12 protein-coding genes are annotated in these 13,617 nt (G+C 43.1%); 11 read left to right on the top strand and 1 reads right to left on the bottom strand.

Annotated features, from left to right (window positions below; genetic code table 11):
• Positions 1-113: 113 nt before the first annotated feature.
• The 9 genes from GPLA_RS06560 to GPLA_RS06520 all read left to right on the top strand — a co-directional run bounded on the left by GPLA_RS06560 (position 114) and on the right by GPLA_RS06520 (position 9,489).
• Positions 114-884 carry a DUF3450 domain-containing protein gene (locus GPLA_RS06560; RefSeq protein WP_007104080.1) on the top strand — a complete coding sequence of 257 codons (771 nt, stop codon included), beginning with the start codon at positions 114-116 and terminating at the stop codon, positions 882-884.
• Between the two features lie 13 nt (positions 885-897).
• A complete protein-coding gene (locus GPLA_RS06555; RefSeq protein ID WP_007104079.1) occupies positions 898-2,301 on the top strand; it encodes a MotA/TolQ/ExbB proton channel family protein in 1,404 nt (467 codons plus the stop codon).
• Between the two features lie 11 nt (positions 2,302-2,312).
• Positions 2,313-2,834 carry a MotA/TolQ/ExbB proton channel family protein gene (locus GPLA_RS06550; RefSeq protein ID WP_007104078.1) on the top strand — a complete coding sequence of 174 codons (522 nt, stop codon included), beginning with the start codon at positions 2,313-2,315 and terminating at the stop codon, positions 2,832-2,834.
• Positions 2,835-2,864: 30 nt separating this feature from the next.
• Entirely contained in the window at positions 2,865-3,272 is a 408-nt protein-coding gene (locus tag GPLA_RS06545; protein ID WP_007104077.1) for an ExbD/TolR family protein, read from the top strand.
• A gap of 3 nt (positions 3,273-3,275) precedes the next feature.
• Positions 3,276-3,884 (top strand): energy transducer TonB, encoded by a 609-nt coding sequence (locus tag GPLA_RS06540; RefSeq protein ID WP_007104076.1) that lies wholly within the window; start codon positions 3,276-3,278, stop codon positions 3,882-3,884.
• A gap of 11 nt (positions 3,885-3,895) precedes the next feature.
• Positions 3,896-5,239, top strand: coding sequence for a tetratricopeptide repeat protein (locus GPLA_RS06535; RefSeq protein WP_040514058.1), 1,344 nt, complete (start codon positions 3,896-3,898; stop codon positions 5,237-5,239).
• Positions 5,240-5,623: 384 nt separating this feature from the next.
• The gene (locus GPLA_RS23935; RefSeq protein WP_007104074.1) at positions 5,624-5,827 is read left to right on the top strand and encodes a hypothetical protein; all 204 of its coding nucleotides are present in this window, start codon (positions 5,624-5,626) and stop codon (positions 5,825-5,827) included.
• 318 nt (positions 5,828-6,145) lie between these two features.
• Complete coding sequence (locus GPLA_RS06525) at positions 6,146-6,754, top strand: hypothetical protein (protein WP_007104073.1); 609 nt, start codon at positions 6,146-6,148, stop codon at positions 6,752-6,754.
• On the top strand, positions 6,751-9,489 hold the full coding sequence (locus GPLA_RS06520) for a glycosyl hydrolase family 8 (RefSeq protein ID WP_007104072.1): 2,739 nt from the start codon (positions 6,751-6,753) through the stop codon (positions 9,487-9,489). The genes GPLA_RS06525 and GPLA_RS06520 overlap by 4 nt, the downstream gene beginning before the upstream one ends.
• 80 nt (positions 9,490-9,569) lie before the next feature.
• On the opposite strand, the gene GPLA_RS06515 is transcribed toward GPLA_RS06520, so the two are convergent.
• A complete protein-coding gene (locus tag GPLA_RS06515) occupies positions 9,570-10,979 on the bottom strand; it encodes an undecaprenyl-phosphate glucose phosphotransferase (RefSeq protein ID WP_007104071.1) in 1,410 nt (469 codons plus the stop codon).
• Positions 10,980-11,862: 883 nt separating this feature from the next.
• Between GPLA_RS06515 and GPLA_RS06510 the strand changes: the two genes are divergently transcribed.
• Both GPLA_RS06510 and GPLA_RS06505 read left to right on the top strand, forming a co-directional pair.
• Complete coding sequence (locus GPLA_RS06510; RefSeq protein ID WP_007104069.1) at positions 11,863-13,053, top strand: outer membrane beta-barrel protein; 1,191 nt, start codon at positions 11,863-11,865, stop codon at positions 13,051-13,053.
• A gap of 24 nt (positions 13,054-13,077) precedes the next feature.
• A complete protein-coding gene (locus tag GPLA_RS06505) occupies positions 13,078-13,614 on the top strand; it encodes a polysaccharide biosynthesis/export family protein (RefSeq protein WP_007104068.1) in 537 nt (178 codons plus the stop codon).
• Positions 13,615-13,617 lie beyond the last annotated feature (3 nt).

Here is a 13,617-nt window from a genome sequence, read left to right as displayed (position 1 = left end):
CTGTCATAAAAATGCCACGAGTAACCCCTATCCTTGCGCAAATTCTTAATGAAACTGGCTAATCCGAAAGGTTTACGCTGTTTCGCCATTTCCTTCAAATAGGGTTTGAGTACATGAAGTCTACTACTAAGTTAACAGCTAGCTTACTCAGTGTAAGTTTGCTTTTATCTGCATCTGGTTATGCCCAAGAAGATGCATACCTTAAGCCAGCCGTTGAAAAAGCGACAGAGATCAATGACTCAGCTGCTACGTCTCAACAGAAAATCAATAAGATCAATGACCAGATTGATAACAAGTTGCAGCAATTCAAGACGATTAATAAAGAGACGGAAGGGTTAGATGTATACAACACCCAGTTGCGTAAGCAAATAGCCAATCAAGTACAAGAAATGGCGGATTTAAATGCAGCAATTGATGATGTCAGTGTCATCGAGCGTCAAATTACGCCGCTAATGATGCGCATGATAGACGGCTTAGAGCAATTCATCGCATTAGACGTCCCTTTTTTAGCCCAGGAGCGGGCAATACGAATTGCTGATTTGAAGCGCATGATGGATAAAGCCGATGTTGCCCCATCTGAAAAATTCCGCCGCGTGATGGAAGCCTACCAAGTCGAAATGGACTACGGGCGCACACTTGAAGCTTACGCAGGTTTGCAAACCATAGATGGACAAGAATGCAACGTTGACTTCCTTCGTGTTGGTCGTACCGCGTTGATATACCAAACGCGTGACGCAGGCATGCAAGGTATGTGGAATGCTAAAACCCAACAGTGGGACACATTACCGTCTAGTTACCGTACCCAAGTGACAAAAGGTCTGCGTATGGCCAAAAAACAAATGGCACCAGACTTACTGATGTTGCCTGTCGCGATCACAGATTAAGAGCACGATGAAGATGAATCAATTAGTTAAAAATATAGCACTTACGTTGATGGTTTCGTTAATGGCAAACACGGCGATGGCCGCTGATCCCCTGCCTAAGAAAGAATCAGCATTAGATTTAGACGCATTGTTAAAGCAACTTGAGCAAGGTCAGTTTCAACAAAGCAAACAAAATACTCAACGTGAGAAAGACTTTGCACAACAACGCGCAGAACAAGATCAAATGCTGCGTGATGCGGGAAAGTTGCGTGACAACGCGCTTACTACTTCAGAAACATTAGAGACCCAATTTGAAGAAAATGAATTCAAATTAGGCGATTTAAACGACGCATTAACAAAACGTTTGGGTTCGCTTAAAGAGTTGTTCGGTGTGCTTCAACAAGTGGCTGGCGATACCAAGAGTAAATTCTTCAATTCTGTTATTTCAGCGCAAATTCCTAACCGCGCCGAATTTCTAGACGAGATGGCACAATCAATGGGTTCAAGCTCAAAGCTGGCGTCTATTGATGAAATCGAACGTGTTTGGTTCGAAATGCAACGTGAAATGACCGAGTCAGGTAAGGTCACACGTTTCAACGCAGACGTGGTCGAAGCCGGTGGCGCGAAAGTGAGCAAGGAAGTAGTGCGTGTTGGTACGTTCGCGCTTATTGCTGATGGTAAATACTTAGACTATGAAGGCGCAACAAATTCCCTAGGTGAGTTAATTCGCCAGCCAGCGGGTCGTTATACCGCTAGTGCCCAGGAGCTACAAACATCAAACGGTGATTTGGTTGAATTCGGTTTAGACCCCACAGGCGGTTCAATTCTTAAGTTATTAGTGCAAGCACCAAGCTTAAAAGAACGTGTTGAGCAGGGTGGTTTAGTCGGCTACATCATACTTATCGTGGGCGCGCTCGGTTTATTGTTAGCACTAGAGCGTTTAATCACACTGACCTTGATCAAAGCCAAAGTAAATAAGCAGCTTAAGTCTGACAAGTTTACCGATAACAATCCTCTTGGCCGTGTGATGCAAGTACGCGACAAATATCCTCGAGCAGATACAGAGTCACTAGAGCTGCATTTAACGGAAGCAATTTTGGGTGAAATACCTAAGTTGTCGCGTAACCTAACGATGATCAAAATCATTTCAGTTGTTGCTCCGCTTATGGGTTTACTGGGCACAGTTACCGGCATGATCAATACCTTCCAAGCTATTACCTTGTTCGGCACCGGTGACCCTAAGTTGATGGCGGGCGGTATCTCTACTGCGTTGGTAACGACAGTACTTGGCTTAGTCGTCGCTATTCCTATGACCCTGTTATACGCCATGCTTAACACGCGCTCAAAAGATGTGGTTTTTATCTTACAAGAGCAGGCGTCAGGTGTGATTGCAGAGCGTGCTGAGCGTATGGAAACAAGTTCAACGCCAAGCGCTTAAGGTAATTAGCTATGTTGGAATTTTTCGAAGCGATACGAGATTTTACTGAAACCGGTGGCCAAGTTTTATTGGTCATTGGGTTCCTGATATTCGTTATGTGGTTGCTCATTCTAGAAAGAACGTTATACGTGTTCATTTGGCACAAGGCATATAAAAAAGAAACCATCGCTGCCTGGAAGGCCCGTAAAGATCGCCGTTCATGGAATGCTGAGCAAATTCGCCAAGCCATGATTTCCCGGGTCAGTCTGCGCCTAGGATCTGGCATTCCCATCATTCAAGCGTTAGTCGCGCTATGCCCGTTGTTGGGCTTAATGGGAACGGTAACCGGCATGATCGAAGTGTTCGATGTAATGGCTATTTCGGGGTCCGGTAGTGCACGCTCTATGGCATCGGGTGTGTCAAAAGCAACCATTCCTACTATGGCCGGTATGGTCGGCGCGCTATCTGGGGTTTTTGCCTCAACATGGTTAGCCCGTACGACTAAATCAGAACGCACGCATCTTGAAGACGCATTGACAATAGAGCGCCAGTAGCCAGCCTACTGCGCCTAAAAAGAGACTGATATGAAACAACATTTTCAAAATTTGATGGACGAAGAAGAAGCGGCAATTGATATGACGCCTATGCTTGACGTGGTATTTATCATGTTGATTTTCTTCATTGTCACCGCGTCTTTTGTAAAAGAGTCGGGTATCGATGTAAACCGCCCAGAGGCTGCTACTGCCGTAAAAAAAGATCGCGCTAATATTTTGGTAGCAATCAGTGATAAAGGTGAAATTTGGATCAACAAACGCCGTATCGACGTACGCGCCGTGCAAGCCAATATTGAGCGCCTTCATGCTGAAAACCCACAAGGTACTGTGGTGATTCAAGCGGATAGAAAGTCGACCACAGAAACCTTGATTAAGGTGATGGACGCGTCGCGTGCCGCGGGTATTACTGATGTCTCTATAGCCGCTCAAGAGCCCTAGATCATGCTTAGATATTTGCTAGCAATCGTTCTGTCGGCCGTTGTGACTTTGAGCTTGTTCTTCGTTATGCAATCACTGATTAAAAGTGGTGGCAGTGCGTTAACAGAGCCGGCAAAGGGCAGTGTGCTCGATTTTGTCAGGGTGAAAAAAGAAGAATCCGCCCAGAAAAAAGATCGTAAACCTAAGAAGCCGCCTAAACCTGAGCAGCCACCACCCGCAATGGAACAGCCGCAAATGGACTCGCCAACACCTAATGCACAAGGTAACGCTATGGACTTCGGTGCCGACGTTAACGAAGGATTATCCCTCGACGGTGGTTTAGCGCTTGAGTCAGGAGACGGTGAATATTTACCCATTGTGAAGGTCGCACCAGTTTACCCTCGTCGTGCATTATCACGGGGGATAGAAGGCTTTGTGATTGTTGAGTTTACGGTGTCCAAGCTAGGCTCCGTAAAAGACCCGTTCGTTGTTGAGGCGCAACCTGCTGATTTATTTAATCAGGCTGCTATCGATGCGGCACTTAAATTTAAATACAAACCACGGGTAGTAAACGGTGAAGCGGCTGAAGTAGCCGGAGTACAAAACCGCATTACTTTCCAGATTGATGGTTAATTGGGGGCATGATGAACGTCATAAATATCAGAAACAATAACCTATCATGCAAGGCTTTAGGGTTGGTGTTATGTGCGCTAGTTGGCCTTGGTGTCAACCTATCCCCCTTCGCTGTTAAAGGGGCACAAGCACAAGAAGCGAGTAAGCGTGAAACCCGCAGAACCCCGGCACTTAGAGTCAAGGTTTACGACCAATTGTCACGCTCTCAGGGCTTGGCTGACGAGGGCAAAACCGCTGAGGCCATAGAAGCGTTAGATAACGTGAAAAGCAAAGCAAGCTCTATGAACAGTTATGAGCTAGCGATGATGTACAACTTTTATGGTTTTGTTTATTACAACGTGGAGCGTTTTGACGAGGCTATTGCTGCATTTGAGCAGGTGGTTGAGCAGCAGCCGATCCCAGAATCATTCGAGCTAAGTACCTTGTTTAGCTTGGCGCAACTGCACATGATGCGGGGTAATTATGATAAAACCGTGGCATTTTTAGAGCGCTGGGAAACATTAAATGCAGCGGTCAATCCAAATATTGAAATACCTGCCAAAAATTACGTACTCAAAGCTCAGGCGATGTATCAACAGAAGTCTTATGCTAAAGCGGCTAGCTACATTGACAAAGCCGTTGCATTAGAAGAAGCAAAAAACGATATTCCCGATGAAAATTGGTATGTATTGCAGCGCGCTGTTTATTACGAGTTAAAACAGCCAGAAAAAGTCAAAGACATATTATTGAAGCTAGTTAAGCATTTTGATGAGCCAAAGTATTGGCTGCAACTTGGTGGCATGTATGGTGAGTTAGGGGAAGAAAAACAGCAGCTTGCTATTTTAGAAACGGCCTATCAACAAGGTTATATTCAAAGCGGTTCTGATATGTTCAATCTAGCGCAGTTGTACTATTACCATCAAATGCCCTTTAAAGGAGCACGATTGATTGAGAAAGGCTTTGACAGTGGTGCGCTAGAGAAAAACCTTAAAAACCTCAAGTTTTTATCTCAATGTTGGGTGTTGGCCAAAGAAAACGATGAAGCGGTTCCCGTGATGAAAGCCGCAGCGGACTTGTCTGACGACGGTGAGTTAGATGCTCAGTTAGGGCAAATTTTCTTGAACATGGAAAAATGGCAACAAGCGATTGCTGCATCTGAAGCTGCACTTAGCAAGGGTGGTTTGCGTAACGAAGGTACCGTTCATTTGGTTAAAGGCATGGCCTTTTTCAATGTAGGCCAATATAACGAAGCACTAAATGAGCTTGCCAAAGCCGAAGCGTTTAAAAGCAGTAAAGGTATGGCTCAGCAATGGTCTAAGTTTGTTGAAACCGAAAAAGTCAGCGCTGAAAAGCTCACCGTTTCGCTTTCTCGTTAAGCGCTTTTTACGAGAGGTTAATCGATAACATTTCTCAAGTTCACTCAGTATAATAAAATCAATAATTCTAGTGTGCTCCGGCGCGTTAGCAGAGATATTTTTACCGCTTATGCATCTTGCTAAGCGGTTTTTTTCTATCTAGCGTTCACACTTATTTATAAAGCTGACTGTGGGGATAATCGATTTTAATTAATTTAAGCAATTTACAGTCATTCATATTATCTATTTGCTATGACCACTTAAGTTATTAGTGATGGTAAACGTGTAACAGGGTTGACCTATCAAAACCGAGTGAGCCAAGGTAATAAACAAGTCGTGTTGATGGGAATATTTATGCAAATCGCTCTAGTGGCAGACATGGAGTAGCTCAAAGGCGATATCGAATTGACCGCACGCAGTGAGATTGAAGTGGGTCAGCGAGGAAAAACCACTATTGAAGGTGTTTTTGCTGCCGTTGATGTCACTACTCCCCTCTACAAACAAATTATTATTGCGACGGGCGATGGATCCAAACGACACTCGGCGCATTTGATTACTTACTCCGCTCCCCCAGATGAAAGTGCGAACGATGAGATCGAGGCGGCCTAATAGTTACCCGTAAAAAGATTTCATTGTGTAACACCTTTTGCCGAGCACATCTTCGATGTGTCTCGGCTTTTTATGCTTAAAAGTCACAGATATTAAGGCGCTCATTTTTTATGCAGTCTTATTTTACTTTTATGAAAAACCCCAAATGTAAATTTTGTGTTAATTTCCTGTCTTGGTCGGAGTAGTCTTTGTGACTATAAGGTGGGCGGCATGTTTCTATCAGTAGCATTGATGCAAATACTATCGACTGCACCTTGTACAAAATTGAAACGCATCACGACATAACTTACACACGAGAAGATATAAAAGAGGAATTAGATGAAAATAATACTGTTCTTGGCTCTTACAACCACCCTTCTATTTAGCAGCTTAGATGCCAAAGCGCTGCTGGTTCGCACTGATGTAACTAAATTAAACGATCAACAATATCAAGCGAACTATCAATTTTACAACGATGGTCAAAGTAGCATTGATGGACTTATCGTATATTTCGAATATGGGTTATTCGACAACCTAGCGCTGTTAAGCAGTCCCATCGATTGGGATATGTTTGTTGCGCCGGCACAAGACATATTTGGCTTTCAGGAAGACGGTTTCGTTGATGGCCTTGCACTTGCCTCTCCTTTACTTGCGGGTGAAACTTTAAGCGGCATGTCAGTTATGTTTGATTGGCTAGGGGCATTAGATGCACTGGGAACGATACAGCGCTTTGAAACGTATGATGCCAATACATTTGCTGTGACAAGTGCAGGTCAATTCCAACTTAATAAAGTACAAGCCGTTAACGCGCCAAGTGGGGTGGCATTGTATTTGATAAGTGTCTGTATATTTGGCCTCGTTTTTGTAACGTCAAGAAGATCCCGTCAGGCGAGCAAGAATAGTCGCAATCAACACGCGCTTATGATCGGTAAAGGAGAAGCCCCATGAAAACCACTCCTTTGAATGAATACACCAGCGTAACTCCTTCTATGAAGCCAAGTGTCGTCAGCAAAGGCATTCTTCTCGCTCTGGGGACAGTCTTGTGCTCGTCAATTAGTACCTTGTCATACGGCGAAGTCAGTGTTGAAGGGTTAACATTAAAAAGTAAAAGTCGGGTAGGGCGCAGTGATTATCGCTATGAGTTTCTAGTGATGCTTAAAAACGACGCTGGCCCAGTACAAGACGTAGTTATTGATGTTACGTCGTCTAATCCCAATTCGAATATTGTGACGGGGTCGCTGCACGCTGACGATATTGCGGCCAATAGTTCATTGGAGCTTGGAACTCCCTTCGTTCTCATTCAGAACCGAAGAGTCAGATTCAATGAGAATGACTTTAACTGGCAGATAGATTATCAGCAAATGGGGAATAGGATCAGTGATGATTTCTCGTCAGGCTCTGCTTACCATACTGGACAGTACAATAATTATTTTGTCGAGCGAGGCTTAGCGACACAAGAACAGGTCACGGCCAAAATTAATGCCACTTATCAGCAATTGTTTGAGTTGATGCCAGATCAAGAGCCACCAGAAGTTAGCCGAGGTGAGCGAGTTTATAATGCTGGTTTTGCAGAAAACACTGAAAATTGGCAATGGTATGCTGACAACGGCACACAAGTTGATGCTAAATTATCGCAAAGAGAAGGTGCCCTGATTATCACTCCTTCGTGGCAAAGCAACGGCGATACATTGGCCGTTGTGTCGAATAATTTTACCCCGATAGATACTACCGAAGGGGTAAACGTAGAGTATGAGATGGGGATTGCTCAGGCATATGCCGATGATGGCATGATGGCGGTTCAACTATTTATTCAAGGCACATCTGGTGGGATAGGTTTTTTCGCTTATCGTGCATTAACGCAATCTGCGACAAACGCCATCTCGGTTAATGGCGTGGGGCCTGATACAAACTTTGGTTATCTTTCACAAGGATTTGATTTTAGTCATGTAGCGAAACTTGGCTTTCAGTTTTTAAGTAATGGCAAAAGTACTGAAGTCGGTGGAGAAATAGGCGTTTCACAAGTAAGTATTTACCAACCCCCAAGTTTAGACGGCAGTGATACCAGTCCAGGCTTCGAGGATTCGTTTGATGAAGGGCTAGGCCAATGGAACGTGTCAGTCGATAACGGGAGTGTTATTGCGCCTAGTCTGTCGGTGCGTAATATTAGTGCAGACGAAATTGATAGCGCAAATAATAATGTTTTGGCAATCAAACCAAATTGGCTTACCGAAAACGATGCATTTACAGTCAAGTACCAGCAATTCCCAGCGTTAGATATAAACGAAGGCCGAGATATCAGTTTTGATATCAAACTACCATCTGCTTATGTGCAAGATGGCAATATGGCGCTACAACTCTTTTTAGAAGACGCCAATTATCAACCTGCTTATTTGGGGTACACCATGGTGGCGGGGTTCACGGCGGATGAATTTGTCACCCTAAGATTTAGTCACGTGGGCGCTAATAGCGACTTTGGCTACATCAGTGATGCTTTCGACTTTAGTCAGTTGCGCGGTATTGGAGTGCAATTTGTTGCTAATGGCAAAGCGGCTGACGTGTCGCAAGATATACAAGTCGACAATTTTTTCATCGCTGGGGACATGCCAAGTCAGCCTGTACCTGAATTATCTGACACTAGTGTGTTGTTTGGTGTCGGTGATGATATGGCATTTATTAAAGCCATTGATTCTGATGATATTCGCTCAGAAGGCATGTCATACGGCATGATGATTTCTGTAATGATGAACGATCAAGATACCTTCGACAAATTGTGGCGCTTCACTAAAGCGAAAATGCAAAACAAGACCGGTAGCAGCAAAGACTTTTTCGCGTGGCGGTTGAGCGCAAATGCGCCTTACATCGCTATCGATACTAACCCTGCACCTGATGGCGAAGAATATTTTGCGATGGCGCTATTCCTTGCGAATAATCGCTGGGGAAGTCGCGAAGGTATATTTGATTACCAGCAAGAAGCGAATGACATACTCCATGACATGATTTTTACTAAATCTGATAACAGCAGCACGCGGCTAATGATGCATCCTGTTTATCAACAAGTGGAGTTTGTTACCACCACCAACGTGGAAAGTTTCTCTGATCCGTCATATCACTTACCCGCATTCTATGAAATGTGGGCTTTGTGGGCAGATGAAAACAACGATTATTGGCATGAAACCGCTGAAATCAGTCGCCAGTACTTACTAAAAGCGGCCCATCTACAAACGGGTTTGTTCAGTGATTATGCAAGCCATGACGGCTTACCGCAGCCCACAAGCTTCAATCCTGATAGTCATAAAAGTGCTTATGACTCATTTCGTGTAATGGGCAATATGGCCATGGATTACCATTGGGTCAGTCAATCATCAGAGTTAAAAGCATTGGTTGAGCGCCAAGTCAGTTTCTTCGAAAGTGAAGTACAGCAATACGGAGACTTCATTGCGGTTTACGAAGTCGATGGTACGAGAGAGCCAGGTATTGATTATCGCAGCCACGGACGCACCGCAATGAACGGCGTGGGCGCATCTATTAGTGAAAACCCGTTTTCCACCGAAATGTTAAATTACTTGTGGCAGCAGGATGCGCCAACAGGCATGTATCGTTACTACGATGGTTTATTGCATATGTTTGGTCTTTTGCATGCTGGTGGAGAGTTTAAAATTTATAAGCCGAGTGAAAATGAGTAACCATAGCGTAAATTATTGAAGCGCATACAAAAACGCCGAGCGACTAGCTCGGCGTTTCATTGGTAAAGAATTAACCAGAGTTAATAAGCATTCTTATTGATAAAACCGCGAGTCACAGTGGCTAATATAATGCGAATGTCCATCCATACCGACCAGCGATGAATATAATCTAAATCATATTCAACACGCTTAATCATTTTATTGATGGTTTCAGTTTCACCGCGAAAGCCGTTAATTTGTGCCCAACCGGTAATACCTGGGCGAACTTTATGGCGTAACATATAGCCTTCAATCAACTTACGATATTCTTCGTTGTGTGCTACTGCGTGAGGGCGGGGACCAACCACTGACATACGGCCTTGCAGCACATTAATAAATTGGGGTAATTCATCTAACGACGTTTTGCGTAAAAAGGCACCTAAAGGCGTAATACGTACATCATTTTTGGTCGCCTGTTGAACATTATCGCCGTTATCTTGCACCGTCATGGAGCGAAACTTATAGACTTTTATTTTCTTGCCATCCAATCCATAGCGGTTCTGTTTGAAAATAACCGGTCCCTTGGATGTCAATTTTACCGCAAGCGCTATAAACAGCATGGGTATGGCTATCATGGTTAATATAAGCGATGAAACCACTATATCCTCGAGACGTTTTGTCACGTCACCAGCGCCTTGAAAGGGGGTATCAAACACACTCAAGGTTTGAATAGAGCCAACACTCTGCCAACGAGCATTCAGCAGGTTGTACATAAAGAAGTTAGGAATAATATAAACCGTTGCTGTGGTATCACTGCACATGTTCAATATCTGCATGATGCGTTTTTCAGCGCTCATGGGCATAGCAATGTAGATGTAATCGATTTGACTTTCTTTGGCTAGGGTGATGGCGTCTTGAACATTTCCCATCACTTGATGCTGAATTTCATGGGGTATACGGGCAGGTGCACGGTCGTCGTACATACCTTTGAAAATGATCCCCAATTGATCATTTTCCATTATTTGCGTCGCTAAACTATAACCAGATTGCGTTGCACCAATAACGATCGCTTTGCGGGTATTATGACCTTTTTTACGATGGCGAAATAAGATTTCGCGAAATGCGACTCGCCAGCCAACTAACGTCGGTGCGCACATTACCAGCCACGCTAAAATAACGAAATTTGACGCTATAATGCTGTCAGGGAAAATAAAGGCGTAAGTGGTGGTGGCAAGAGAAGAAACGCCCCAGGCGATCATTGCCCATTTAATCATCATGGTATTGGGTGCGGTGCGCCACGAGCGATATAAATCTACGGCTTCAGCACATAACATATAAGAGATAATGCTGACAAAAAGTAACAATAGCTCGGAAGATGTTATGGGCAAGCCCTGATATAACAGAACAAGGAAATACACTAAGGTAATGATAACCATATCGACTAAACGATAAAGAGTTGAAAAGCTGCTTTGGTTACTTTGAATAATGCCACCAGGGCTTTTATTATGCATGATGTCTCTACCATAAACGTTACGTACAACGATTTAAATTCATAGGACTCGAAGATAATTGTTCCTCGAATAAATGTTGTCTTTATTTTGCGACACGCAAATGTCGCTAATTTCCAACATTAATAAATCTATAAATTTAAAAAATTCCATTTAACTTCAACATCTTGATGAAAAGTTGAAGTTGCCTCAAATCAGCATTGCCCATTATACCACGCTATTCTGTTGTATAATTACGACATATTTCTGTTTCTTTTATGACACTCAGAGAAATTATTGCTAAATAAAGCATGCTATCGTTTGCCGTCTTCAACCTATTCGCTTAATGAGCCATGGTTTTTCTGTTTGTCTGTTAATCTCTAAGCAAAAATAAGGCCAAAGTTTCGATGGAAGAGCTTCACTTAATGTTAGTAAAGCGCCAAAATATGAATATTGGATGACATGAAGCGTATGAAAAATAAACAGAAAAGTCTTGTTTGTTTAAAACCTAACCGTAATATAATCGTCAAATTAAGGCGCCAATAAGCGCCAAAATGGCTTTGTCTTGGATGATCATGGGTTTGCTAACCCACTACATGAGTGAGCCGCAGGAATATTTGTCATCCGTATTTTGCAATAGTTACATGCTTTACATGGCGTCGTCTTGGTTTAACAAGCTCGGCTTATCATTAAAGGCTATATAGCACTAGTTAAGCGAACATACGCTTTATGGCATAGATTTCGCTTAGCCGACTGCCTTATGTAATTTTCGCATTGTTTACTTTGAAACCTTTATTAGTAAAAAAATTTCACAAATTTTAACTAACAAAACACTAATTTCATTAGATAATTGATACACTTAGTTTCATTAAAATGACATTTTAACTTTTAAAACAGAGATGACTGAATGAGTAAGACTAAATTAGCAAGCGCTATAGGATTGGCATGTGTATGTTCATCTTCATTTGCTCAAGAAGAAGTGGGAATTGACTTAGGTGCGTTTGAATTAGTGCCTACTTTAACCACTACCGTTGGATTTAATGACAACGTAACCCAATCTCGGGCTAATGAAGAAGAAATAGACAGTTGGTTTAGCATCGTTGTGCCCAAGTTTACCCTGGTCAATAACTTTGGTTTGAATAGCTTGCGTTTTGGATACCAGCTTTCCCGAGGCGATTATTTTTCCAGTTCTGCTGATGATTACACAGATCACTTGCTATTCGCAGCAGTAGATTATGAGTTAAACAGCCGGCATCGCATTAAAAGCAGTATAGACTTCGAAGATGGTCATGATGGTCGCGGGACCGCATTTTCTCGAGGAGCAGGAGCCGAACTTTCATCACCTGATGAATTTAAAGAGAGTGAAGTCGATTTTACATATTCATACGGCGCGTTGAGCGCCCAAGCAAGATTGGATCTCAACGTCAATTATCGTGATTTAGATTACAAAATTGATACTGACTCTTATATGGCTCGTGATCGTTCCAAAAGTACAGTTGGTGGAACCTTTTATTACAACATTGGTTCAGCGACTGATTTACTTTTTGAAACGACGTTATCCAACGTAGAATATAAATTTTTACCTGAAGGAACAGCCACACGAGACAGCATTGAAACCAGTTATTTGGTCGGTGCTCAGTGGCAGTCCACAGCGTCAACGTCTGGATATGCCAAGATTGGTTATCAAAATAAAGATTTTGATGCCGCAGGGCGCACTAGCTTTAGCGGTCTGAAATGGCAAGCCGGCATAGTTTGGGAGCCTATAGATCGCACAAGCTTTATTCTTGATTCGCAAAATGAAGCGAGAGAAACCAACGGAGATGGTGACTTTATTCGACGCAAAGATATTTCTTTACGTTGGCGTCATGCATGGCTACAACGCTTAAGAACAGAAGCGGGTGTGGCAGTAGGTGACGACAGTTACGAGGGAAGTGGGCGCACTGACGATATTACTGATCTGAACTTTGCTGTAATCTATGAGTTTAGACGTTGGTTAACGCTTAATTTAGGTTACACCTACAGCGAACGTGATAGTAACCAAGATGTTATTGATTTTGATCAAAATATTTATCGTTTAACGGCAAAAGTGACCCTTTAGTCTTCATCCCTTTTTGGAGTAAACATGAAAGCAAAAACCGTATTATGGTTGTGGCTTGTGCTTTTTAGCAGTGCAGCTTGGTCGTTAGATGCAAGCTTGAGTCAATATAAACTGGGTTCAGGGGATGTAATAAAAGTAACCGTTTTTGGCCAACCCGATTTATCCTTGACGACTAAGTTACCTAATCATGGCGTAATAAATTACCCATTCTTAGGGGACCTCAGCGTTATTGGTTTAACTGGGGCCGAACTTGAGGCCAAGCTGTATGCGGGTCTTAAAGGGGATTACCTCATTGAGCCTTCAGTTTCCGTGACTGTGATTGATTATCGCCCCTTCTTTATTGATGGTGAAGTCAAACGACCCGGTGGTTACCCTTATCAGCCTGGTCTTTCAGTGGATAAAGCCGCTGCTTTGGCGGGAGGTTACACAGAGCGAGCCTCAAAAACAAAAATTTTCATACGCAGGGAGAATGAGTCAGGTCAACAAGAACAGTTGAGCGCTCGATCTACTGATGTGGTATTGCCGGGTGACATTGTTACCGTGCAGCAAAGCTTCTTTTAAAAG

Source organism: Paraglaciecola polaris LMG 21857 (genome assembly GCF_000315055.1).
Lineage (GTDB): Bacteria > Pseudomonadota > Gammaproteobacteria > Enterobacterales > Alteromonadaceae > Paraglaciecola > Paraglaciecola polaris.
Note: the sequence above shows the minus strand (reverse complement) of the source record. Positions and strands in the feature narration are given on the sequence as shown.

Excerpts from the sequence above, each read along its gene's own strand:
- GPLA_RS06560 (WP_007104080.1), top strand. The coding sequence starts at position 114 with ATGAAGTCTACTACTAAGTTAACAGCTAGCTTACTCAGTGTAAGTTTG.
- GPLA_RS06555 (WP_007104079.1), top strand. The coding sequence starts at position 898 with ATGAATCAATTAGTTAAAAATATAGCACTTACGTTGATGGTTTCGTTA.
- GPLA_RS06550 (WP_007104078.1), top strand. The coding sequence starts at position 2,313 with ATGTTGGAATTTTTCGAAGCGATACGAGATTTTACTGAAACCGGTGGC.
- GPLA_RS06545 (WP_007104077.1), top strand. The coding sequence starts at position 2,865 with ATGAAACAACATTTTCAAAATTTGATGGACGAAGAAGAAGCGGCAATT.
- GPLA_RS06540 (WP_007104076.1), top strand. The coding sequence starts at position 3,276 with ATGCTTAGATATTTGCTAGCAATCGTTCTGTCGGCCGTTGTGACTTTG.
- GPLA_RS06535 (WP_040514058.1), top strand. The coding sequence starts at position 3,896 with ATGAACGTCATAAATATCAGAAACAATAACCTATCATGCAAGGCTTTA.
- GPLA_RS06525 (WP_007104073.1), top strand. The coding sequence starts at position 6,146 with ATGAAAATAATACTGTTCTTGGCTCTTACAACCACCCTTCTATTTAGC.
- GPLA_RS06520 (WP_007104072.1), top strand. The coding sequence starts at position 6,751 with ATGAAAACCACTCCTTTGAATGAATACACCAGCGTAACTCCTTCTATG.
- GPLA_RS06515 (WP_007104071.1), bottom strand. The coding sequence starts at position 10,979 with ATGCATAATAAAAGCCCTGGTGGCATTATTCAAAGTAACCAAAGCAGC.
- GPLA_RS06510 (WP_007104069.1), top strand. The coding sequence starts at position 11,863 with ATGAGTAAGACTAAATTAGCAAGCGCTATAGGATTGGCATGTGTATGT.
- GPLA_RS06505 (WP_007104068.1), top strand. The coding sequence starts at position 13,078 with ATGAAAGCAAAAACCGTATTATGGTTGTGGCTTGTGCTTTTTAGCAGT.